The following is a 20984-nucleotide window of genomic DNA, read 5'->3' as shown; positions in this document are numbered from 1 at the left end:
GCAGTCTGTCCGTGTGTTAGATTGTCGGAACACTACCGCATTTCTACGGCGCTACGGCCGCGATTGTAGGGTTTGGTGCACAGAAAAGCGGCCAATTTAACATATTGGCGCCTTGCCCAAAATCCCTGTCGTTGTTAGAGTTTGCCGCACTTTTTTACCCACGCGTTGCCTAGGGTCCCTTTCCCATGTTCAAGAAACTGCGTGGCATGTTTTCCAGCGATCTCTCCATCGACCTGGGCACTGCCAACACCCTTATTTACGTGCGCGAGCGCGGTATCGTCCTGAATGAACCCTCGGTCGTGGCCATCCGCACCCACGGTAACCAGAAAAGTGTCGTGGCTGTCGGTACGGAAGCCAAGCGCATGCTGGGCCGTACACCGGGCAACATTGCAGCCATTCGCCCCATGAAGGACGGCGTGATCGCCGACTTCAGCGTCTGCGAAAAGATGCTGCAGTACTTCATCAACAAGGTTCACGAAAACAGTTTTCTGCAGCCCAGCCCTCGTGTGCTGATCTGCGTGCCCTGCAAGTCCACCCAGGTGGAGCGTCGCGCCATCCGTGAATCGGCCCTGGGTGCCGGTGCTCGCGAAGTATTCCTGATTGAAGAGCCAATGGCCGCAGCCATCGGTGCCGGCCTGCCGGTGGAAGAAGCCCGTGGTTCGATGGTCGTCGATATCGGTGGTGGTACCACTGAAATCGCCTTGATCTCCCTCAACGGTGTGGTCTACGCCGAATCCGTGCGTGTGGGCGGCGACCGTTTCGACGAAGCGATCATCACCTACGTACGTCGCAACTACGGCAGCCTGATCGGCGAATCCACCGCCGAGCGCATCAAGCAGGAAATCGGCACGGCCTACCCGGGCGGTGAAGTGCGCGAAGTCGATGTTCGCGGTCGCAACCTGGCCGAAGGCGTTCCACGCGCGTTCACGCTCAACTCCAACGAAGTGCTCGAAGCGCTGCAAGAGTCGCTGGCAACCATCGTCCAGGCCGTCAAGAGCGCCCTGGAGCAATCGCCGCCGGAGCTGGCCTCGGACATCGCCGAGCGCGGCCTGGTGCTGACCGGTGGTGGCGCGCTGTTGCGTGACCTCGACAAACTGCTGGCCCAGGAAACCGGCCTGCCGGTGATCGTTGCCGAAGACCCGCTGACGTGCGTTGCCCGCGGTGGTGGCCGTGCGCTGGAAATGATGGACAAGCACACCATGGACCTGCTCTCCAGCGAATAAATCTGGCGCAGTGGTCTATGTTGTTTGCGCTCGGGCGGCACTTTGCAGTGCTGCCCGTTGGCGTTTATCTTCTGTCATTCGTATCCAGGCCGGTTCGATACCGTATGAATAAAGACAACGTTTGCCTGGGAGGAGCGGCTTATTAAACCGCTTTTTGCCAAAGGCCCCTCATTGGGTGTACGCCTGCTGGTGTTGACCGTGCTGTCGGTTGCGCTGATGGTGGTGGATGCCCGCTTCACGCTGCTCAAGCCAGTGCGCAGCCAGATGTCGCTGGTGTTGATGGAGTCCTACTGGATCACCGATCTGCCGCAACGGTTGTGGCAGGGTGTGGCCAGCCAGTTTGGCAGCCGGACCGAACTGGTCGCCGAGAACGAAAAACTAAAGACTGAAAACCTGCTGCTGCAGGGACGCATGCAGAAGCTGGCGGCCCTCACCGAACAGAACGTGCGGCTGCGCGAGTTGCTCAACTCCTCGGCGCTGGTCAATGAGAAAGTCGAAGTGGCCGAGCTGATCGGCATGGACCCGAACCCGTTCACCCACCGCATCATCATCAACAAGGGCGAGCGCGACGGCGTGGTCCTCGGCCAGCCGGTGCTCGATGCCCGTGGCCTGATGGGGCAGGTGGTGGAATTAATGCCTTATACGTCTCGTGTGCTGTTGCTGACCGATACCACCCACAGTATCCCGGTGCAGGTCAATCGCAACGGCTTGCGGGCAATCGCAAGCGGCACCGGCAACCCCGAGCGCCTCGAACTTCGCCATGTGGCCGATACCGCCGACATCAAGGAAGGCGACCTGCTGGTCAGTTCCGGCCTCGGCCAGCGGTTTCCGGCTGGTTATCCCGTGGCGACGGTCAAGGAAGTCATTCATGACTCTGGCCAGCCGTTCGCGATCGTGCGGGCGGTGCCAACGGCTGCGTTGAACCGCAGCCGCTACCTGCTGCTGGTATTCAGCGACAACCGCACGCCTGAAGAGCGCGCCAACGATGCCGCCGTGGCCCAGGAGGCCCAGGACCAGCAGAGCGGCGAATCGCCTGCTCCGGCCACACCTGCGCCCGCGCCCGCACCTGTACCAGCCACTGTGCCCAAGCCCCAGGCTGCGACGGCCCCGGCAACAACAGCTCCGGCCGCACACGCCGCGGCTCCCGCCCGACCGGCCGCAGCCCAGCAGCCGGCGGTCCAACCCGCCCGGCCCGCGACCAAGCCACCGGCCCCAGCGCCTGCCGCTACGCCCGCCACCAGGGGAGCACGTGAAGAATGAGCAGTACTCGATCCGGTAATGGCTGGATGGTCTGGTTGACCTTTGCCATCGGCCTGTTGCTCAGCGTTTCCCCGCTGCCGCAGTTCATGGAAATCCTGCGCCCGCTGTGGCTGGCCTTGCTGCTGGCCTTCTGGGCCCTGGCCTTGCCGCACAAGGTCGGCATGGTCACGGCCTGGTGCCTGGGGCTGGCCGAAGACGTGCTCTATGGCACGTTGCTGGGTCAGAACGCGCTGATCCTGACCTTGATCACATTCCTGGTGCTGTCGTTGCAACAACGCCTGCGCATGTTCCCGATGTGGCAACAGTGCTTGGTGATCCTGGTGATCTTCGGGTTGGCGCAACTGGTGCAATTATGGCTCAGCGCCTTGACCGGTAATCGCCAGCCGACCCTGGCGCTGGTCTTGCCGGCCCTGGTCAGCGCATTGCTCTGGCCGTGGATAAGTTTCGGTTTGCGCGGCTTGCGGCTGCGTTTCAAAATCAACTGATTCGGTCAGGATATCTACACTTTTTTGATGACTTACATCCCTGTGGCGAGGGAGCTCCCTCGCCACAAAAGCCGGTCGCCTATAAGGGAGATGTCTTGATGAAACCGCTTTACCTCGCCTCAGGGTCGCCGCGCCGGCGTGAATTGCTCACGCAGATCGGGGTGCCATTTACCGCCATCGGTGCGGACATCGACGAAACTCCCCACGATCACGAAACCCCATCGGCCTATGTAGAGCGCTTGGCGCGTGGCAAGGCCGATGCTGGACGACGTGCCCTATCAAATGACATCGATGGCTGCGTGCTCGGCGCGGACACCGCCGTGGTGCTGGATGGACAAATTCTCGGCAAGCCTCAGGATCAGGCCGACGCCGTGTCGATGCTCATGGGCCTGTCCGGGCGCGATCATGAGGTATTGACTGCCATTGCCGTGCTGGATGCCGAACGCTGCGAATCCCGGGTGGTTCGCAGCCGCGTGCGCTTTCGCCTGATCACGGAACAGGAAGCGCTCGCCTATTGGGCCAGCGGCGAACCGCGAGACAAGGCCGGCAGCTATGGTATCCAAGGGCTGGGCGCGGTGTTCGTCGCCGGGCTTGAAGGCAGTTATTCGGCCGTGGTCGGCCTGCCGCTCTGCGAAACCGCAGAATTGCTCGGCCATTTCGGCATACCCTGTTGGCAAACCTTGAGCGCGCGTTGAGCGCCGTCTGACTAGATGCGGCCATAATCGTGAATATGCCTGAACGAGACCCTGCCATGAGTGAAGAGATTCTGATCAACATCACGCCGATGGAGTCGCGCGTGGCGGTGGTTGAAAACGGTGTCCTGCAAGAAGTTCACGTCGAGCGCACGCAAAAGCGTGGCATCGTCGGCAATATTTACAAGGGCAAGGTGGTGCGGGTTTTGCCGGGCATGCAGGCAGCCTTCGTCGACATCGGCCTGGACCGCGCGGCGTTCATCCACGCCTCGGAAATTTCCATGCGCGAAGGGCCGGCGGTAGAAAGCATCAGTGCGCTGGTCCATGAGGGCCAGAGCCTGGTGGTGCAGGTCACCAAGGACCCCATCGGCTCCAAGGGCGCGCGCCTGACCACCCAGCTGTCGATTCCGTCGCGCTACCTGGTGTACATGCCGCGCACCGCCCACGTCGGCATATCCCTGAAGATCGAAGACGAAGCCGAGCGTGAGCGCCTCAAAAAAGTGGTCAGTGACTGCGTGGAAAAAGAAGGCATCAAGGAAGCCGGCGGCTTCATCCTGCGTACGGCCGCCGAAGGCGCCGGGGCCGATGAGATCCTCATGGATATCCGCTACCTGCGCAGGCTCTGGGACCAGATCGCCGCGCAGATCAAGACCATCGCCACTCCCAGCGTGATCTACGAAGATCTGGGACTGGCGTTGCGAACCCTGCGTGACCTGGTCAGCCCGAAGATCGAGAAGATCCGCATCGATTCCCGGGAAACCTTCCAGAAAACCACCCAGTTCGTCGCCGAGCTGATGCCGGAAATCGCCGACCGCCTGGAGCACTACCCTGGCGAGCGGCCGATTTTCGACCTGTACGGCGTCGAAGATGAGATCCAGCGCGCCCTTGAACGCAAGGTGCCGCTCAAGTCCGGCGGTTACCTGGTGGTCGATCCGGCCGAGGCGATGAGCACCATCGACGTCAACACAGGTGCCTTTGTCGGCCATCGTAATCTCGAGGAAACCATCTTCAAGACCAATCTTGAAGCGGCCACGGCCATTGCCCGGCAATTGCGCCTGCGCAACCTCGGCGGGATCATCATCATCGATTTCATCGACATGGAAGACGAAGAGCACCAGCGCCAGGTGCTGCGCACCCTGGAAAAACAGCTGGAGCGCGATCACGCCAAGACCAACATCATCGGCATCACCGAACTGGGCCTGGTGCAGATGACCCGCAAGCGCACCCGCGAAAGTCTTGAACAAGTGCTGTGCGAACCATGCAGCAGTTGCCAGGGCCGGGGCAAGCTCAAGACCCCGGAAACCGTGTGTTACGAAATCTTCCGGGAAATCCTCCGGGAAGCGCGCGCCTACCAGGCCACTGGCTATAGAGTGTTGGCGAACCAGAAAGTGGTGGACCGGTTGCTCGATGAAGAGTCGGGCAACGTCGCGGAGCTGGAAACCTTTATCGGCCGCACGATCCGTTTCCAGGTGGAGACCATGTATTCGCAGGAACAATACGACGTGGTGTTGCTCTGACGTGGCATGCACAGTGGCGAGGCCGCGGCGAGAATGCCTTTGCCAAGGGGGGCTGCTGACATGGAGCGTCTGACACGCCTGGTGGGCACATTGACACGCTGGGGGCTTGGCCTGTGTGCGCTGCTGCTGGTCGTGCTGGCCTTGTACGTGAGCCTCGGCCGGGAGTTGGTCCCGCTGGTGGCTGAATACCGTAGCGAGGTCGAGGCCCGTGCCGGCGAAGCGCTCGGCATGCCGGTGCACGTCGGTAGCCTCGAAGGCGGCTGGAACGCCCTGGCCCCCATCTTCGCCGCGCGCGATGTAGTGGTCGGCGACGGCCCCAATGCCCTGCACCTGGATCATGTGCGCGCCGTGCCCGCGGTGTGGGACAGCCTGGTGGCCCGCCAGGTGCGCATCGCCCATCTGGAAATCAGCGGCCTGAAGATCAGCCTCAAGGAAGGCGCCGACGGGAAATGGGCCCTGGAAGGCCTGCCAGTACGGGACGACCAGCCACTCGATCCGCAGCAACTGTTGAACCGCATGCAAATGGTCTCGAAGCTGTCGGTGCTCGACAGCCAAGTGACGTTGCAGCCACTGGACCATCCGCCCCTGAGCCTCACCTACGTTGGCTTGAGCCTGCGCACCGGTGCCTCCCGCCAGCGCCTGGACGCTCGGCTGACCCTGCCCGACGGCCAGCCCGTGGCGATCAACCTGCGTACCCGCATCCGCGCCAGCGATTGGAAAAATGGCGTGGCCGATGCCTACCTGAGCCTGCCGCAAAGCGATTGGTCCCAATGGCTGCCTAAACGCCTGACCCGGCAATGGAATTTTTCCGAAATCAAGGCGGGGGGCGAGTTCTGGCTCAGCTGGGGCGCGGGCACGGTGCAAAGCGCGGCCGTGCGCTTGAACGCGCCGCAGCTCCAGGGCGCCTATGCCGACCGCAAGCCCGTGCAGATCCATAACCTGGCCCTCAACGGCTATTTCCAGCGCAGCAGCCAAGGATTTATCGCAACCTTCGACACTCTGGCGATGAGCCTGGGTGACACCCGCTGGGAGTCGCGCCTGCAGCTGCAGCAGACCGACGCCTCCGACAAGGCCGAGGAACGCTGGCACGTGCAGGCCGATCGTCTCGACTTGACGCCGCTCACGCCGCTACTCAATGCCCTGGCGCCATTGCCGGAAGGCGTCGCCACCGCCATCGACCGACTCAAGGTGACCGGTGGCTTGCGCAACGTCTTGCTCGACTACCGGCCACACAATACCGGTGATCAAAAAGTCAGCTTCGCCACCAACCTCGACGCGGTGGGTTTCAACGCCTATCACGGGGCCCCGGCGGCACGTAATGTTTCGGGCAGCCTGAGCGGCGACCTCGGCGGCGGCGAACTGCGCATGGACAGCAAGGATTTCTCCCTGCACCTGGACCCGATCTTCGCCAAGCCCTGGCAGTACTTGCAGGCCAACGCACTGCTGACCTGGAAGTTGGACAAGCAAGGGTTCACCTTGATCGCGCCTTACCTGAAGGTGCTGGGCGAGGAGGGCCGGATTGCCGGGGATTTCCTGATTCGCCTGCATTTCGATCACAGCCAGGAAGATTACATGGACCTGCGGGTCGGCCTGGTGGACGGTGATGGGCGCTACACCGGCAAGTACCTGCCGGCCGTTCTCAGTCCGGCGCTGGACGAGTGGCTGCGCACCGCAATTGTCAAAGGCGCGGTGGATGAGGGCTTCTTTCAGTATCAAGGCTCGCTGAACAAAGGCGCCGAGGATGCGGCTCGCAGCATCAGCCTGTTTTTCAAGGTGCATGACGCTGAGCTGGCGTTCCAGCCCGGCTGGCCTTCGGTCAGTAAGGTCAGCGGCGATGTGTTTGTCGAGGACAGCGGCGTACGCATCTTCGCCAGCCAGGGGCAACTGCTGGGCACCCAGGTAAAAGACGTTTCGGTGAACATTCCCCACGTGCCGACCGGGCAAAACGCTCATTTGCTGCTCGACGGTGGGTTTGCCGGAGGGCTCGGCGACGGGTTGAAGATCCTCCAGACCGCGCCCATCGGCACGGCCGAAACATTCGCCGGCTGGGAAGGCGAGGGCGACCTGCGCGGCAGCGTAAAGCTCGATATCCCGCTCGTGAAAGGCGAGCAACCGAAGATCCTCGTGGATTTCTCCACGGACAAGGCTCGGCTCAAACTCAGCGAGCCGGCCTTGGAATTGACTCAGCTCAAGGGGGATTTCCGCTTCGACAGCAGCAAGGGGCTGAGCGGCAAGAACATTGCGGCCCGGGCATTCGACCGACCCGTGACCGCGCAGATATTCGCCGAGGGCCGCACCGGCGCGCTCAATACGCGTGTCACGGCGTCCGGACGGGTTGAGGTGAAGAAACTCACCGACTGGCTGAGCGTGACCCAGCCGTTGCCCGTCTCCGGCGTGATTCCTTACCAGTTGCAAGTGATCCTCGACGGCGCCGACAGCCAGCTGTCGATCAATTCCAATCTCAAGGGCGTCGCGGTGGATCTGCCGGCGCCCTTCGGCATGGCGGCTGATGCCGGGCGCGACACCGTGTTCCGTATGACATTGCAGGGGCCGGAGCGGCGTTACTGGGCCAATTATGGCGACCTGGCCAGCTTCACTTATGCCGCCCCGAGCGGAAAAACGGCCGATGGCCGTGGCGAATTGCTCCTGGGCGGGGGCGACGCAGTGCTGCCGGGAGCCAAGGGGCTGCGCCTGCGAGGCACGCTATCGGAGCTGGACGTGGGTCCCTGGCAGGATTTGTTGGGCAAATACGCCGGCCAGGACCCGGGCGGCAGCGCCCGGCAAGTGCTCAGCGGTGTCGACCTGAAAGTAGGCAAACTCACGGCGATGGGCACGACGCTGGACCAGGCATCGGTGCAACTGGACCGCAAGCCGGACGCCTGGGCCATGCGGCTCGACAGCCAGCAGGCCAAGGGCAGCGTCAACGTGCCGGACGCAAAGGCCGCCCCCATCGGTATCAAGCTGGACTACGTGCGACTGCCCGCTGCCGACCCGACGGTGCAGGCCGACGAAAACGCCCCGGATCCGCTGGCTTCGGTTGATCCGAGCAAGATACCGGCCCTGGATATCGCCATCGACCAGTTGTTCCAAGGGCCTGATCTGATCGGCGCCTGGTCGTTGAAGGTGCGTCCAACCGGTAAAGGTATTGCGTTGAACGATCTGGACATGGGCCTCAAGGGCATGGTCCTCAATGGCAATGGCGCTTGGGAAGGTGCGCCGGGCTCGACCAGCAGTTGGTACAAGGGGCGGATCAAGGGCAAGAACCTGGCCGATGTGCTGAAAGGCTGGGGATTCGCCCCCAGCGTGACCAGCCAGGAGTTTCGCCTGGACGTTGACGGCCGTTGGCCTGGTTCGCCCGCCTGGGTGGCCACCAAGCGCTTCTCCGGAAGTCTCGATGCGTCGCTTACCAAGGGGCAGTTCGTCGAGGTCGAAGGCAGCGCGCAGGCGTTGCGGGTATTCGGCCTGTTGAACTTCAACTCCATCGGCCGCCGCCTGCGCCTGGATTTCTCCGACCTGTTTGGCAAGGGGCTGAGCTATGACCGGGTCAAGGGCTTGCTGGTGGCGAGCAATGGCGTCTATGTAACGCGTGAGCCCATCGCCTTGACGGGACCTTCGAGCAACCTGGAACTGAACGGAACGCTGGACATGGTCACTGACCAGGTCGACGCCAAGCTGCTGGTGACGTTGCCGGTGACCAACAACCTGCCCATCGCCGCGCTGATTGTCGGCGCCCCGGCGGTGGGTGGGGCATTGTTTTTGATCGACAAACTGATCGGTGACCGCGTAGCGCGTTTTGCCAGCGTAAGATACGACGTCAAGGGGCCGTGGAAAGAGCCGAAGATCAGCTTCGACAAGCCGTTCTGACGAGTAACGCTAGCCCTTGTGGGAGCGAGCAAGCTCGCTCCCACAAGGGAATGATGCACGAAATGAGGGAGGCAGCATGCCAGTCGCCGTGATTCAAATGGTCAGCCAAAGCGATGTCCTCGCCAACCTGGCCCGCGCCCGTGTGCTGTTGGAACAGGCAGCGGCTGGCGGTGCGAGGCTGGCGGTGCTGCCGGAAAACTTCGCCGCCATGGGGCGGCGGGACGTTGCCGACATCGGTCGCGCCGAAGCCTTTGGTCAGGGACCGATCCTGCCTTGGTTGAAACAGGTCGCTCGCGACCTCAGGTTATGGATTGTCGCCGGCACGCTGCCATTACCGCCGGAGGACGAGCCCGAAGCCAGGGCTCATGCCTGTTCGTTGCTGGTGGACGACCAGGGCCAGATCGTGGCGCGTTACGACAAGCTGCACCTGTTTGACGTGGACGTGGCGGACAATCGTGGGCGCTACCGCGAATCCGATGACTATGCTTATGGTCGCAACGTGGTGGTCGCCGATACTCCCGTGGGCCGGGTGGGCCTGACGGTCTGTTACGACTTGCGTTTCCCGGAGCTCTACAGCGAGTTGCGAGCGGCCGGGGCTGAGTTGATCACCGCGCCTTCGGCCTTTACAGCAGTAACCGGCGCCGCCCATTGGGACGTATTGATTCGCGCCCGAGCCATCGAGACCCAGTGCTACCTGCTGGCGGCAGCCCAAGGCGGGACGCATCCGGGGCCAAGGGAAACCTTCGGCCACGCTGCAATTATCGACCCATGGGGGCGGGTGCTGGCGCAACAGGATCAAGGCGAGGCGGTGCTGCTGGCCGAGCGCGACAGCAGCGAACAGGCGTCCATCCGGGCGCGCATGCCGGTGGCGAGCCATCGGCGCTTTTTCTCGCAGGGCGCCCGACAGCGACCTGCCCAAGACGACGAATTCAAGGCGTAAAACATATGAGCGGGTTGTTGTCCTCAGTCAGTGAACACCTTTTAGCCCCCGGTGGCGTGACCCTCGAAAGCCTGCAAGGCGTGCTGGGTGACCTGGCCGGCCCGGGCATCGATGCCGCCGACCTGTATTTCCAGGGGCAGATTTCCGAGTCCTGGTCGTTGGAAGACGGCATCGTCAAGGAAGGCAGTTTCAACCTTGACCAGGGCGTCGGCGTACGGGCCCAGTCCGGTGAAAAGACCGGTTTTGCCTACAGCAACGCCATCACCCTCGAAGCCCTCGGCGCCGCGGCCCGTGCCGCTCGTTCGATCTCGCGCGCCGGGCAAAACGGCACGGTCCAGGCGTTCAGCAGCCAGGACGTGGCGCAGCTGTATGCGCCGGATAATCCATTGGAGGTCATGAGTCGCGCCGAGAAAGTCGAGCTGCTCAAACGCATCGACGTTGCCACTCGCGCCCTCGATCCACGGATCCAGCAGGTGTCGGTGAGCATGGCGGGCGTCTGGGAGCGAATCCTGGTGGCGTCCACCGATGGTGGCCTGGCGGCGGACGTCCGGCCCCTGGTGCGGTTCAATGTCAGCGTGATCGTCGAGCAGAACGGCCGGCGTGAGCGCGGCGGTCATGGCGGCGGCGGGCGCACCGACTATCGTTATTTCCTCAGCGAAGACCGCGCCATGGGCTACGCCCGCGAAGCCCTGCGCCAGGCGCTGGTCAATCTGGAAGCGATTCCGGCCCCGGCCGGCACGTTGCCGGTGGTGCTGGGCTCCGGCTGGTCCGGCGTGCTGCTGCATGAAGCGGTCGGCCACGGCCTGGAAGGCGATTTCAACCGCAAGGGCAGCTCTGCCTACAGTGGTCGCATGGGTGAAATGGTCGCCTCGAAACTCTGCACGATCGTCGACGACGGTACATTGGCCGGGCGTCGGGGCTCCCTGAGCGTTGATGACGAAGGCACCCCGACCGAGTGCACCACCTTGATCGAAAACGGCGTGCTCAAGGGCTACATGCAGGACAAGCTCAATGCTCGCCTGATGGGCGTCGCTCGCACCGGCAACGGTCGTCGCGAATCCTACGCGCACCTTCCGATGCCGCGCATGACCAATACCTACATGCTGGGCGGCCAGAGCGATCCGGCGGAAATCATTGCCTCGGTGAAAAAAGGCATCTATTGCGCCAACCTCGGCGGCGGCCAGGTGGACATCACCAGCGGCAAGTTCGTGTTTTCCACCAGCGAGGCCTACCTCATTGAAGACGGCAAGATCACCGCGCCGGTCAAGGGCGCGACCCTGATCGGCAACGGGCCGGAGGCGATGAGCAAAGTGTCGATGGTCGGTAATGACCTGTCGCTGGACAGTGGCGTGGGCACGTGTGGCAAAGACGGCCAGTCGGTGCCGGTGGGTGTCGGCCAGCCGACCTTGAAGATCGATGCGATCACCGTGGGTGGCACGGGCGCATGACGGAGCCTTGGGTGGAGTGCAAGGCCTCCACCCAAGGACGAGACTCAGCGCAGGCCGCGTTGAGTCTCGTCCAGCTCACGGATGTATTTGAAGATTTTACGGCTCGAGGCCGGCGGCTTGTTGTGCGCCAGTTCGTGCTGGGCCTGACGGATCAGGGAGCGCAATTGCTGGCGATCGGCCTCCGGGTAGTCGATGACGAATTTTTCCAAGGTGCCGTCATCGCCAGCGATCAAGCGATCACGCCAGCGTTCCAGGTTGTGGAAGCGCTCGTTGTACTGCCGGGTGGAGGCATCGAGCTGGTCTAGCAAAACCAGGATCGCGTCAGTGTCCTGGTCGCGCATCAGTTTGCCGATGAACTGCAGGTGCCGTTTACGCGCGATATTCGCGGTGTGCTTGGGCGCATCGGCCAGGGCCCGGCGCAAGGCGTCGGTCAACGGCAGTTTGGCCAGCAAGTCAGGCTTGAGTGTTGTCAGGCGCTCGCCGAGGTCAACCAGAGCATGCAGCTCGCGTTTGACCTGGGATTTGCTTTTTTCACCCTCGTAGAGGGAGTCGTCGTAAGAATCAACCATGGTGGCAGTCCGCAAAGAAACGCCGCCATGATAACCAGTCGGGGGCCGCTTGTCCGGCCCGGTCGCTAGAAGGCCAAGGGTTTGTACGAAAAACAGCGCAGGCAGTTTGCGTGCAAACCCGATACCGAAAGCAGAATTTGAGTGGAGAACACCATGAGTGCAGTTCAGAGCGTCGGTCCGCAGGCATTGCCGGCACTGCAGGAGCAAGTCGAGCAGATTCTCGCCGAGGCCAAGCGACAAGGTGCCAGCGCCTGTGAGGTGGCGGTATCGCTGGAGCAGGGATTGTCGACTTCGGTGCGCCAGCGCGAAGTGGAAACCGTTGAGTTCAATCGGGATCAGGGTTTCGGCATTACCTTGTACGTAGGCCAGCGCAAGGGATCGGCCAGCACTTCGGCCAGCGGGCCCGATGCCATTCGCGAAACGGTGGCCGCGGCGCTGGCGATCGCCAAGCACACGTCCGAGGATGACGCCTCGGGGTTGGCCGATGCCGCCCTTATGTGCAAGGAACTGAAGGATTTCGATCTGTTCCACGCCTGGGACATCACGCCCGAGCAAGCCATCGAACAGGCGCTGCGCTGTGAGGCGGCGGCATTCGATGCCGACCGCCGGATCAAGAATGCCGACGGTACGACGCTCAATACGCACCAGGGTTGCCGGGTTTATGGCAACAGCCATGGCTTTATCGGCGGTTACGCTTCGACCCGTCACAGCCTAAGTTGTGTGATGATCGCCGAGGCGGACGGGCAGATGCAGCGCGACTACTGGTATGACGTCAGTCGCCAGGGCACGTTGCTGGCGGACCCGGTGAGCATCGGCCAGAAAGCCGCACAACGGGCAGCCAGCCGCTTGGGCGCGCGGCCGGTGCCGACCTGTGAGGTGCCGGTGTTGTTTTCTGCCGAGCTGGCCGGTGGTCTGTTTGGCAGCTTCCTGTCGGCGGTGTCTGGCGGCAACTTGTACCGCAAGTCGTCGTTCCTGGAAGGCGCGCTGGGGCAGAAGCTGTTCCCGGAGTGGATGACCATTGACGAGCGTCCGCACCTGATGCAGGCCATGGGCAGCTCGGCATTCGACGGCGATGGCCTGGCCACTTACGCCAAGCCGTTCGTGGAAAACGGCGAGCTGGTGTCCTACATCCTTGGTACCTATTCGGGCCGCAAACTCGGCATGCCGAGCACCGCCAACGCTGGCGGTGTGCATAACCTTTTCGTTACCCATGGCGAAGAAGACCAGGCGGCATTGCTTCGGCGCATGGGCCGGGGGCTGTTGGTAACGGAGTTGATGGGCCATGGGCTGAACATGGTGACCGGGGATTATTCCCGTGGCGCGGCGGGTTTCTGGGTCGAGAATGGCGAGATCCAGTTCCCGGTTCAGGAAGTCACCATCGCCGGAAACATGCGTGACATGTTCAAGCAGATCGTGGCGGTGGGGAATGATTTGGAGCTGCGCAGCAACATCCGCACGGGCTCGGTGTTGATCGAGCGGATGACCGTGGCGGGTAGCTGATACTCAAGGCCACAAAAAAAGGCGCGTCATTCATGTGGATGACGCGCCTTTTTTGTGTCGATTAGAGCTCATGGCAAGTCCGTTTTTGTGGCGAGGGAGCTTGTTCCGCTGAGCCGCGAAGCGACCCCAACATCTTGCGGCCGCTGCGCACTGGAGCGCCAGTCCGGCCGAGCGGGAGCAAGCTCCCTCGCGACGAAATGGCCTTGGGTCCGGAGGAGTTATTCCCCCTCGTCGAAATAGTTGTTGATCAGCGTCACCAAGGCATCCATCGCCTCCTGGGCCTGTTCGCCCTCGGTGCTCAAGTGGATCTTGGTGCCCTTGCCAGCGGCGAGCATCATCATCGCCATGATGCTTTTACCATCGACGGTACTCTCAGGCGTGCGCCCGACCCGGATCGTGGTCTCAGGAAACTGACCCGCCACACCTACGAATTTCGCCGACGCTCGGGCATGCAAACCCAGCTTGTTGATGATTTCAATTTCACGAGCAGGCATCGCGGTGTGAATCCTTTAGCTGAGGTCGCGGTGGCGAACCTGGACGTTCTTTAGGGATTGTTGCAGGAGCTGACCCAGGCGTTCGGTCAGGTAGACGGAGCGGTGATGGCCACCCGTACAGCCAATGGCGATCGTGACGTAGGCGCGGTTGCTAGCGGCAAAGCGGGGCAGCCATTTAAGCAGGTAGCTGGAAATGTCCTGGTACATCTCTTCGACATCCGGCTGGGCAGCCAAGTAGTCGATTACCGGTTGGTCCAGCCCGGACTGCTCGCGCAGTTCCGGTTTCCAATAAGGGTTGGGCAAACAGCGGACATCGAACACCAGGTCGGCATCTACCGGCATTCCGCGTTTGAAACCGAACGATTCGACGAGAAAGGCCGTACCCGGTTCTGGCTGGTTCAGCAGGCGCAACTTGAGGGTGTCGCGCAGTTGATACAGGTTCAGGTTCGTGGTGTTGAGCTTGAGGTCCGCCAGGTCCGCGATGGGCCCGAGCAGTTGGCTTTCGTCATGGATCGCTTCGGCCAGGGAGCGGCTCGCATTGCTCAGTGGATGGCGCCGGCGAGTTTCGGAGAAACGCTTGAGCAAGGTTTCTTCGTCGGCATCCAGGTAGAGCACATCGCATTGGATATGGCGGCTGCGCACTTCCTCGAGCAGTTCGGGGAAGCGCGACAAGTGGCTGGGCAGGTTACGGGCATCGACCGACACGGCGACCAGCGGTTGCGCCAGTTCGGTGTGGATCAGGGCGCGCTCGGCCAACTCCGGAAGCAGGCCTGCCGGCAAGTTGTCGATGCAGTAGTAGCCGCTGTCCTCGAGCACATTGAGGGCGGTACTTTTACCGGAGCCGGAGCGGCCACTGACGATGATCATGCGCATGTTTAATGACCGTTCTGCTCGTCCAGGACAACCTGATACAAAGCGTCGTTACTCGTTGCGCTGCGCAGTCTTTCGCGCACTTCCTTGCGGTCCAGCATGCTGGCGATCTGGCGCAGCAGCTCAAGGTGCGCATCGGTCGCCGCTTCCGGAACCAGCAATACGAACAGCAGGTCGACCGGGGCGCCGTCGATGGCGTCGAAATCTATGGGTGCTTCAAGGTGCAGTAGCGCGCTGATGGGCGACGTACAGCCTTTGAGGCGGCAATGTGGAATGGCGATGCCGTTGCCAAAACCGGTGGAGCCTAGTTTTTCACGGGCGATAAGGGCCTCGAAGACGTCCTGCATTTCCAGATCCGGCACTTCGCGGTGGATCAGGTTGGCAATTTGTTCGAGGGCTTTCTTCTTACTGCCACCCGGCGCGTTCACCTGGGAACGGCCGGGGGTCAGGATGGTTTCTAGTCGGATCATGGATTGGGGGGGTTAACGACCGGTTGCGCCCTGGAGGAGGCTCTGGGTCTTTTCCTTATGCTTTTTGAGTTGGCGATCCAGCTTGTCGGTCAGCAGGTCAATCGCGGCATACATGTCATCATGCTCCGCATTGGCAACCACTTCTCCGCCGGGAATATGCAGTGTGGCTTCGATCTTCTGCTTCAGCTTTTCGACGTTCAGAATGACTTGCACGTTGGTGATTTTGTCGAAATGCCTCTCCAATCGGTCGAGTTTTTCGCCGATGTAGGTGCGCAGGGGTTCGGTCACTTCCAGTTGGTGTCCACTGATGTTGACTTGCATACAGCTTCTCCTTCGTTGCCAGTGCATAAAGCGGCAGGCTGGGTGCCTGCCACTGGAACGCTGTGGCGTGGCCTGTTACATCAACCGCTTGCGTTCGCTCGAAGGTGCGATCCCCAGGGATTCGCGGTATTTGGCGACGGTACGGCGGGCCACCTGAATGCCTTGTGCCTCCAGTAAACCAGCGATCTTGCTGTCACTCAACGGCTTTTTCTGATTTTCCGCAGCGACCAGTTTTTTGATGATCGCGCGGATGGCCGTGGACGAGCATTCGCCGCCTTCGGAGGTGCTGACGTGGCTGGAGAAAAAGTATTTCAATTCATAGATGCCCCGAGGGGTATGCATGAATTTCTGGGTGGTCACCCGTGAAATCGTCGATTCGTGCATGCCCACCGCCTCGGCAATGTCATGCAGGACCAACGGCTTCATCGCTTCGTCGCCATATTCCAGGAAGCCGCGCTGATGCTCGACGATCTGGGTGGCGACTTTCATCAGGGTTTCGTTGCGGCTCTGCAGGCTCTTGATGAACCAGCGCGCTTCCTGCAACTGGTTGCGCATGAAGGTGTTGTCGGCGCTGGTATCGGCGCGTTTGACGAAACCTGCGTACTGGGCGTTGACGCGCAGCTTGGGCATCGACTCCTGGTTGAGCTCCACCAGCCAGCGATCGTTGTGCTTGCGCACGATTACGTCGGGGACGACGTATTCGGGCTCGGTGGATTCGATCTGTGAGCCAGGACGCGGGTTGAGGCTTTGCACCAGCTCGATGACCTGGCGCAGTTCATCTTCCTTGAGCTTCATGCGACGCATCAGTTGGCTGTAGTCGCGTCCGCCCAAAAGGTCGATGTAATCGGTCACCAGGCGCTTGGCTTCGGCCAGCCACGGGGTTTTGGCGGGCAATTGGCGCAGCTGCAGCAACAGGCATTCGCCCAGGTTGCGAGCACCGATGCCGGCGGGTTCGAACTGCTGGATGCGATGCAAGACGGCTTCGATCTCGTCCAGCTCGATGTCGAGCTCGGGGTCGAAGGCTTCGAGGATTTCTTCCAGCGTCTCGTCCAGGTAACCCTGGTTGTTGATGCAATCGATCAGGGTCACGGCGATCAGGCGATCGGTATCGGACATCGGCGCCAGGTTCAGTTGCCAGAGCAGATGACTCTGCAAGCTCTCGCCGGCGGACGTGCGGGTAGTGAAATCCCATTCGTCGTCATCGCCGCTGGGCAGGCTGCTGGCGCTGGTCTGATAGACGTCTTCCCAAGCCGTGTCCACGGGCAGGTCGTTGGGAATGCGCTCGTTCCATTCGCCATCCTCAAGGTTGTCCACCGTGGGGGCGGCTTCCTGTTGGTAGGTTGGTTCCTGGATTTCCGGGGTGGTTTTCTGCTCGACGTTGTCGGCCAGTGGATCGGTGTTGTCGAAGTCGTCGCCCTCTTCTTGGCGTTCGAGCATCGGATTGGATTCCAGGGCCTCTTGGATTTCCTGTTGCAGGTCCAGGGTCGACAATTGGAGCAGGCGGATGGCCTGTTGCAGCTGCGGTGTCATCGTCAGCTGCTGGCCCATTCTCAAGACTAGCGATGGTTTCATGGCAGGGGCTTAACACCTTATTTGCCGGCGCACATGCGCCATCCACTACAGGGCGCCGGAGCGCCAAACTTAAGCAAATTATATGCCTGAAACTGAAGTGTTTGCCTAGGGGGCGTCTTCAATTAATTGAGAGTGCCCCACGGGTCGTCATCGGACATTCGGCGCCACCCAGGCCTTCGCCTGAGGCTTCGTGGCTTAAAGGCGGAACTCGTGGCCCAGATACACTTCCTTGACCAGCTCGTTGGCCAGGATGGTGGCCGAGTCGCCCTCGGCGATCAACTGGCCGTCGTTGACGATATAGGCGGTCTCGCAGATGTCCAGTGTCTCGCGCACGTTGTGGTCGGTGATCAGCACGCCGATCCCCTTGGCCTTGAGATGATGGATGATCTGCTTGATGTCGCCCACCGAAATCGGGTCTACGCCGGCGAAGGGTTCGTCGAGCAGAATGAATTTCGGCGCGGTAGCCAGGGCGCGGGCAATTTCCACGCGACGACGTTCGCCGCCGGACAGGCTCATGCCCAGGTTGTCGCGAATGTGGCTGATATGGAATTCCTGCAGCAGGCTCTCCAATTCCTGGCGGCGGCCGGCCTTGTCGAGCTCCTTGCGGGTCTCGAGGATGGCCATGATGTTGTCGGCCACCGACAGTTTGCGGAAGATCGACGCTTCTTGCGGCAGATAACCGATACCGGCCTTCGCCCGGCCGTGCATCGGCTGGTGGCTGACATCCAGGTCGTCGATCAGTACGCGGCCCTGGTCGGCCTGAACCAGCCCGACGATCATGTAGAAACAGGTTGTCTTGCCCGCGCCGTTGGGGCCAAGCAAGCCAACGATCTGGCCGCTGTCGATGGACAGGCTGACATCGCGCACAACCTGGCGGCTCTTGTAGCTCTTGGCCAGGTGCTGGGCTTTCAGAGTTGCCATTACTGGGCCTTCTGCTCGTCGGTTTTCTTTTTCGGCTGGATCACCATGTCGATCCGCGGACGCTGTTCGGTCACCTTGCTGCCAGTGGCACGGCCGGCGCTGGCCAGCTTCTTGACCGTGTCGTAGACGATCTTCTCGCCTTGGGTCACGTTGTTGTCCTTGTCGACGACCTTGGCGCGGTCGATCAATACAACGCGGTCCTGGGCGGCGTGATACTGGATGGTGACCCCGTAACCCTGCACAGGCTTGGTGTCGCCTGCGGTCTGCAACTGTTCGAAGTACGCCAGGTTGCCCACGGATGTCACTACGTCGATATCGCCGGACTGGGTGCGGGTGATGGTGACGGTATTGCCGGTCACCTTCATCGAGCCCTGGGTAATGATCACGTCACCCTTATAGGTGGCGACACCGTTCTTGTCGTCCAGTTGCGCGTCGTCGGCCTGGATGCGGATAGGCTGGTCGCGGTCGTTGGGAAGGGCCCAGGCGCTCGCGCTTCCCAGTGCAGCGCCCAGACTGAGCAAAATAGGGAGGGTTTTAGCGAGCTTCATACTGTCCTCTTACTTTCGATAGCAGGTGTATCCTGCTTTCCTTCAAATACGCCTTCATTCCCACGCCGGTCGACACGCCGCCAGCGCCGTCGATTCTAACGGGTTGCTCGGTCTGCGCATATTCTCGCTGCGGGAAGACCGTCATGCGACTGCTGGTGATGATGGTCGTACGGTTCTTTTCATCGGTCCGTGCGATGCGCACCGAGTCGATCAGTTCGACTTCGGTGCCGCCGGGATTGACCTCGGCCCGTTCGCTCTGCACGTGCCATGGAAATTCGGTACCCCGGAACATGTTCAGGTCCGGTTTGGTCACCAGCGTGACGTCGCTGGCCTTTACATGATCGACCTTGTCGGCCGTCATCTCGTACTGCACCTTTCCGTCCGGCAGGTATTGCAGGGTATGCGTATTGGTCGCATACCAGTCGATGTCATTTTCCTCGACCTTGGCCGCGGGTTGGTCAAGGAAGCGTTCCGGGCTGATGTTCCAATAGCCCACCGCAGCGAAAATCGCGGCGATGCAGCTGAACACCAGAATGGTGCGAATCTTCTTGCTTAGCATAAATGGCTCACAAGTATGCGGCGTTGGCCGCTTCGAGGTGGCCCTGGGCACGCAGGATCAGTTCACAGAATTCACGGGCTGCACCTTCGCCGCCCCTTGCCGTGGTGACGCCATGGGCGTGCTCGCGCACGAACGCCGCTGCGTTGGCCACTGCCATGCCCAGGCCGACCCGACGGATGACCGGCAGGTCCGGCAGATCGTCGCCCAGGTAGGCGACCTGTTCATAGCTTAGATTGAGTTGGCCAAGGAGCTCGTCCAGAACCACCAGTTTGTCTTCGCGGCCCTGGTAAAGGTGGGGGATGCCCAGGTTCTTCGCCCGCCGTTCGACCACCGGGGTCTTGCGGCCGCTGATAATGGCCGTTTGCACGCCCGAGGCCATCAGCATCTTGATGCCTTGGCCGTCGAGTGTGTTGAAGGTCTTGAATTCGCTGCCGTCTTCGAGGAAATAAAGGCGGCCGTCGGTGAGTACACCGTCGACGTCGAATACGGCGAGCTTGATGGTCTTGCCCCGTTGCAGCAGGTCGGTCGTCATTACATTACTCCAGCACGCAGCAAGTCGGACAGGTTGAAGGCGCCGATCGGGCGGTCTTCGTCATCCACTACCACCAGTGCGTTTATCCTGTGGTCTTCCATGATTTTAAGGGCTTCGGCGGCCAGCATGTCGGCGCGTGCGGTCTTGCCGTGCAGCGTCATGACTTCGTCGATGGTTGCGTTGCGAATGTCGATCGCGCGGTCGAGGGTGCGGCGCAGGTCGCCGTCTGTGAAAATCCCGGCGAGCTTGCCGTCGGCTTCGAGGATCACGGTCATGCCCAGGCCCTTGCGGGTCATTTCCATCAGCGCATCTTTGAGCAGCGTGCCGCGTTGCACCTGCGGCAGCTCTTCTCCGGCGTGCATCACGTTTTCGACTTTCAGCAGCAGGCGACGGCCCAGCGCGCCACCGGGATGGGAAAAGGCGAAATCCTCCGCCGTGAAGCCACGGGCTTCCAGCAGGGCCACGGCCAGGGCATCGCCCATGACCAGTGCCGCGGTGGTGGAGGAGGTCGGGGCCAGGTTCAGCGGGCAGGCTTCGTGCTCGACATGGACATTGAGGTTCACCTCGGCGGCCTTGGCCAACGGGGAGTCCGGGTTGCCGGTGATGCTGATCATCTGGATGCCCAGGCGCTTGATCAGCGGCAGCAACGTGAGGATTTCATTGGTCGAGCCGGAGTTGGACAGGGCCAGGATGACGTCGTCCCGGGTAATCATGCCCATGTCGCCGTGGCTGGCTTCGGCCGGGTGGACAAAAAATGCCGTCGTGCCCGTGCTCGCCAGCGTGGCGGCGATCTTGTTGCCGATGTGGCCGGACTTACCCATGCCGACCACGACCACGCGGCCCTTGCTGGCCAGAATCATCTCGCAGGCACGTACGAAATCAGCGTCGATGTGGGCCAGTAAGCCTTGTACGGCTTCGAGCTCGAGGCGGATGGTACGTTGTGCCGATTGAATCAGGTCGCTGGATTGGCTCATGTCAGATCGTATAGCCCGATGAAAAGGCGGCGATTATAGCGGTAATGAACGATTCCCTCACGTTAGTTCGTCACGCTTTGTTCGAACGGTTGCAAGGCTGGACATAAAATGTGGTGTTTTACCTTAAGCCAGGCTTAACGGGCGGGGGGTTGGCCTTGGGCGCCTGACGCTTGCAGTGATATAGTTCGCCGCCGGTTCGTGTGCCCGGCGGTACCGGCATTTGTC

Annotated in this window: 20 protein-coding genes; 9 read left to right on the top strand and 11 right to left on the bottom strand. The window is 61.5% G+C overall.

Features of this window, described 5'->3' with window-relative positions; all coding sequences use genetic code 11:
- Positions 1-185: 185 nt before the first annotated feature.
- The 8 genes from mreB (at position 186) to tldD (ending at position 11429) form a co-directional block, all read left to right on the top strand.
- Positions 186-1223, top strand: a complete 1038-nt coding sequence (mreB, locus tag J3P92_RS21205; RefSeq protein ID WP_002555108.1) for a rod shape-determining protein MreB — start codon at positions 186-188, stop codon at positions 1221-1223.
- Positions 1224-1394: 171 nt separating this feature from the next.
- Positions 1395-2483, top strand: a complete 1089-nt coding sequence (gene mreC, locus J3P92_RS21200; protein ID WP_434560647.1) for a rod shape-determining protein MreC — start codon at positions 1395-1397, stop codon at positions 2481-2483.
- Entirely contained in the window at positions 2480-2968 is a 489-nt protein-coding gene (mreD, locus tag J3P92_RS21195; RefSeq protein WP_249876151.1) for a rod shape-determining protein MreD, read from the top strand. The genes mreC and mreD overlap by 4 nt, the downstream gene beginning before the upstream one ends.
- A 98-nt stretch (positions 2969-3066) precedes the next feature.
- On the top strand, positions 3067-3663 hold the full coding sequence (locus J3P92_RS21190) for a Maf family protein (RefSeq protein WP_434648949.1): 597 nt from the start codon (positions 3067-3069) through the stop codon (positions 3661-3663).
- A 56-nt stretch (positions 3664-3719) separates the two neighbouring features.
- Complete coding sequence (rng, locus tag J3P92_RS21185) at positions 3720-5177, top strand: ribonuclease G (protein ID WP_420765526.1); 1458 nt, start codon at positions 3720-3722, stop codon at positions 5175-5177.
- A 60-nt stretch (positions 5178-5237) separates the two neighbouring features.
- On the top strand, positions 5238-9041 hold the full coding sequence (locus J3P92_RS21180) for a YhdP family protein (RefSeq protein ID WP_434648947.1): 3804 nt from the start codon (positions 5238-5240) through the stop codon (positions 9039-9041).
- 76 nt (positions 9042-9117) lie between these two features.
- Positions 9118-9981, top strand: a complete 864-nt coding sequence (locus tag J3P92_RS21175) for a carbon-nitrogen hydrolase family protein (RefSeq protein WP_434560641.1) — start codon at positions 9118-9120, stop codon at positions 9979-9981.
- Between the two features lie 5 nt (positions 9982-9986).
- A complete protein-coding gene (tldD, locus tag J3P92_RS21170; RefSeq protein ID WP_186710681.1) occupies positions 9987-11429 on the top strand; it encodes a metalloprotease TldD in 1443 nt (480 codons plus the stop codon).
- Between the two features lie 44 nt (positions 11430-11473).
- On the opposite strand, the gene yjgA is transcribed toward tldD, so the two are convergent.
- Positions 11474-11998 carry a ribosome biogenesis factor YjgA gene (yjgA, locus tag J3P92_RS21165; protein ID WP_420765523.1) on the bottom strand — a complete coding sequence of 175 codons (525 nt, stop codon included), beginning with the start codon at positions 11996-11998 and terminating at the stop codon, positions 11474-11476.
- A gap of 153 nt (positions 11999-12151) precedes the next feature.
- Here yjgA and pmbA point away from each other — a divergent pair, with 153 nt between their 5' ends.
- On the top strand, positions 12152-13498 hold the full coding sequence (gene pmbA, locus J3P92_RS21160; RefSeq protein ID WP_420765522.1) for a metalloprotease PmbA: 1347 nt from the start codon (positions 12152-12154) through the stop codon (positions 13496-13498).
- A gap of 218 nt (positions 13499-13716) precedes the next feature.
- Here the strand turns inward: pmbA and J3P92_RS21155 are convergent, their stop codons facing one another.
- The 10 genes from J3P92_RS21155 to J3P92_RS21110 all read right to left on the bottom strand — a co-directional run bounded on the left by J3P92_RS21155 (position 13717) and on the right by J3P92_RS21110 (position 20759).
- Complete coding sequence (locus tag J3P92_RS21155; RefSeq protein WP_434560639.1) at positions 13717-13992, bottom strand: HPr family phosphocarrier protein; 276 nt, start codon at positions 13990-13992, stop codon at positions 13717-13719.
- 15 nt (positions 13993-14007) lie between these two features.
- Positions 14008-14865 (bottom strand): RNase adapter RapZ, encoded by an 858-nt coding sequence (gene rapZ, locus J3P92_RS21150; RefSeq protein ID WP_420765520.1) that lies wholly within the window; start codon positions 14863-14865, stop codon positions 14008-14010.
- Positions 14866-14867: 2 nt separating this feature from the next.
- Entirely contained in the window at positions 14868-15332 is a 465-nt protein-coding gene (gene ptsN, locus J3P92_RS21145; protein WP_420765519.1) for a PTS IIA-like nitrogen regulatory protein PtsN, read from the bottom strand.
- 12 nt (positions 15333-15344) lie between these two features.
- Positions 15345-15653 carry a ribosome hibernation-promoting factor, HPF/YfiA family gene (gene hpf, locus J3P92_RS21140; protein ID WP_090281780.1) on the bottom strand — a complete coding sequence of 103 codons (309 nt, stop codon included), beginning with the start codon at positions 15651-15653 and terminating at the stop codon, positions 15345-15347.
- Positions 15654-15728: 75 nt separating this feature from the next.
- Positions 15729-17225 carry an RNA polymerase factor sigma-54 gene (locus tag J3P92_RS21135; RefSeq protein ID WP_434560635.1) on the bottom strand — a complete coding sequence of 499 codons (1497 nt, stop codon included), beginning with the start codon at positions 17223-17225 and terminating at the stop codon, positions 15729-15731.
- A 195-nt stretch (positions 17226-17420) separates the two neighbouring features.
- Positions 17421-18146, bottom strand: a complete 726-nt coding sequence (gene lptB / locus J3P92_RS21130) for an LPS export ABC transporter ATP-binding protein (RefSeq protein ID WP_047228667.1) — start codon at positions 18144-18146, stop codon at positions 17421-17423.
- Positions 18146-18694 (bottom strand): lipopolysaccharide transport periplasmic protein LptA, encoded by a 549-nt coding sequence (gene lptA, locus J3P92_RS21125; RefSeq protein WP_420765517.1) that lies wholly within the window; start codon positions 18692-18694, stop codon positions 18146-18148. The genes lptB and lptA overlap by 1 nt, the downstream gene beginning before the upstream one ends.
- Positions 18681-19253, bottom strand: coding sequence for an LPS export ABC transporter periplasmic protein LptC (gene lptC, locus J3P92_RS21120; protein ID WP_420765516.1), 573 nt, complete (start codon positions 19251-19253; stop codon positions 18681-18683). Before lptC ends, lptA begins: the two co-directional genes overlap by 14 nt.
- Positions 19254-19260: 7 nt before the next feature.
- Entirely contained in the window at positions 19261-19785 is a 525-nt protein-coding gene (locus J3P92_RS21115) for a KdsC family phosphatase (RefSeq protein WP_039592232.1), read from the bottom strand.
- A complete protein-coding gene (locus J3P92_RS21110) occupies positions 19785-20759 on the bottom strand; it encodes a KpsF/GutQ family sugar-phosphate isomerase (protein ID WP_420765515.1) in 975 nt (324 codons plus the stop codon). The genes J3P92_RS21115 and J3P92_RS21110 overlap by 1 nt, the downstream gene beginning before the upstream one ends.
- Positions 20760-20984: the final 225 nt, after the last annotated feature.

The organism is Pseudomonas sp. D3-27, from assembly GCF_051132165.1.
Classification (GTDB): domain Bacteria; phylum Pseudomonadota; class Gammaproteobacteria; order Pseudomonadales; family Pseudomonadaceae; genus Aquipseudomonas.
The sequence above is the reverse complement of the archived record's forward strand: the minus strand, read 5'-3'. Positions and strand labels throughout refer to the sequence as shown.

What these genes read in the sequence shown, in the direction of transcription:
- mreB (WP_002555108.1), top strand. Translation starts at nt 186, where the DNA reads ATGTTCAAGAAACTGCGTGGCATGTTTTCCAGCGATCTCTCCATCGAC.
- mreD (WP_249876151.1), top strand. Translation starts at nt 2,480, where the DNA reads ATGAGCAGTACTCGATCCGGTAATGGCTGGATGGTCTGGTTGACCTTT.
- J3P92_RS21190 (WP_434648949.1), top strand. Translation starts at nt 3,067, where the DNA reads ATGAAACCGCTTTACCTCGCCTCAGGGTCGCCGCGCCGGCGTGAATTG.
- rng (WP_420765526.1), top strand. Translation starts at nt 3,720, where the DNA reads ATGAGTGAAGAGATTCTGATCAACATCACGCCGATGGAGTCGCGCGTG.
- J3P92_RS21180 (WP_434648947.1), top strand. Translation starts at nt 5,238, where the DNA reads ATGGAGCGTCTGACACGCCTGGTGGGCACATTGACACGCTGGGGGCTT.
- J3P92_RS21175 (WP_434560641.1), top strand. Translation starts at nt 9,118, where the DNA reads ATGCCAGTCGCCGTGATTCAAATGGTCAGCCAAAGCGATGTCCTCGCC.
- tldD (WP_186710681.1), top strand. Translation starts at nt 9,987, where the DNA reads ATGAGCGGGTTGTTGTCCTCAGTCAGTGAACACCTTTTAGCCCCCGGT.
- yjgA (WP_420765523.1), bottom strand. Translation starts at nt 11,998, where the DNA reads ATGGTTGATTCTTACGACGACTCCCTCTACGAGGGTGAAAAAAGCAAA.
- pmbA (WP_420765522.1), top strand. Translation starts at nt 12,152, where the DNA reads ATGAGTGCAGTTCAGAGCGTCGGTCCGCAGGCATTGCCGGCACTGCAG.
- J3P92_RS21155 (WP_434560639.1), bottom strand. Translation starts at nt 13,992, where the DNA reads ATGCCTGCTCGTGAAATTGAAATCATCAACAAGCTGGGTTTGCATGCC.
- rapZ (WP_420765520.1), bottom strand. Translation starts at nt 14,865, where the DNA reads ATGCGCATGATCATCGTCAGTGGCCGCTCCGGCTCCGGTAAAAGTACC.
- ptsN (WP_420765519.1), bottom strand. Translation starts at nt 15,332, where the DNA reads ATGATCCGACTAGAAACCATCCTGACCCCCGGCCGTTCCCAGGTGAAC.
- hpf (WP_090281780.1), bottom strand. Translation starts at nt 15,653, where the DNA reads ATGCAAGTCAACATCAGTGGACACCAACTGGAAGTGACCGAACCCCTG.
- J3P92_RS21135 (WP_434560635.1), bottom strand. Translation starts at nt 17,225, where the DNA reads ATGAAACCATCGCTAGTCTTGAGAATGGGCCAGCAGCTGACGATGACA.
- lptB (WP_047228667.1), bottom strand. Translation starts at nt 18,146, where the DNA reads ATGGCAACTCTGAAAGCCCAGCACCTGGCCAAGAGCTACAAGAGCCGC.
- lptA (WP_420765517.1), bottom strand. Translation starts at nt 18,694, where the DNA reads ATGAAGCTCGCTAAAACCCTCCCTATTTTGCTCAGTCTGGGCGCTGCA.
- lptC (WP_420765516.1), bottom strand. Translation starts at nt 19,253, where the DNA reads ATGCTAAGCAAGAAGATTCGCACCATTCTGGTGTTCAGCTGCATCGCC.
- J3P92_RS21115 (WP_039592232.1), bottom strand. Translation starts at nt 19,785, where the DNA reads ATGACGACCGACCTGCTGCAACGGGGCAAGACCATCAAGCTCGCCGTA.
- J3P92_RS21110 (WP_420765515.1), bottom strand. Translation starts at nt 20,759, where the DNA reads ATGAGCCAATCCAGCGACCTGATTCAATCGGCACAACGTACCATCCGC.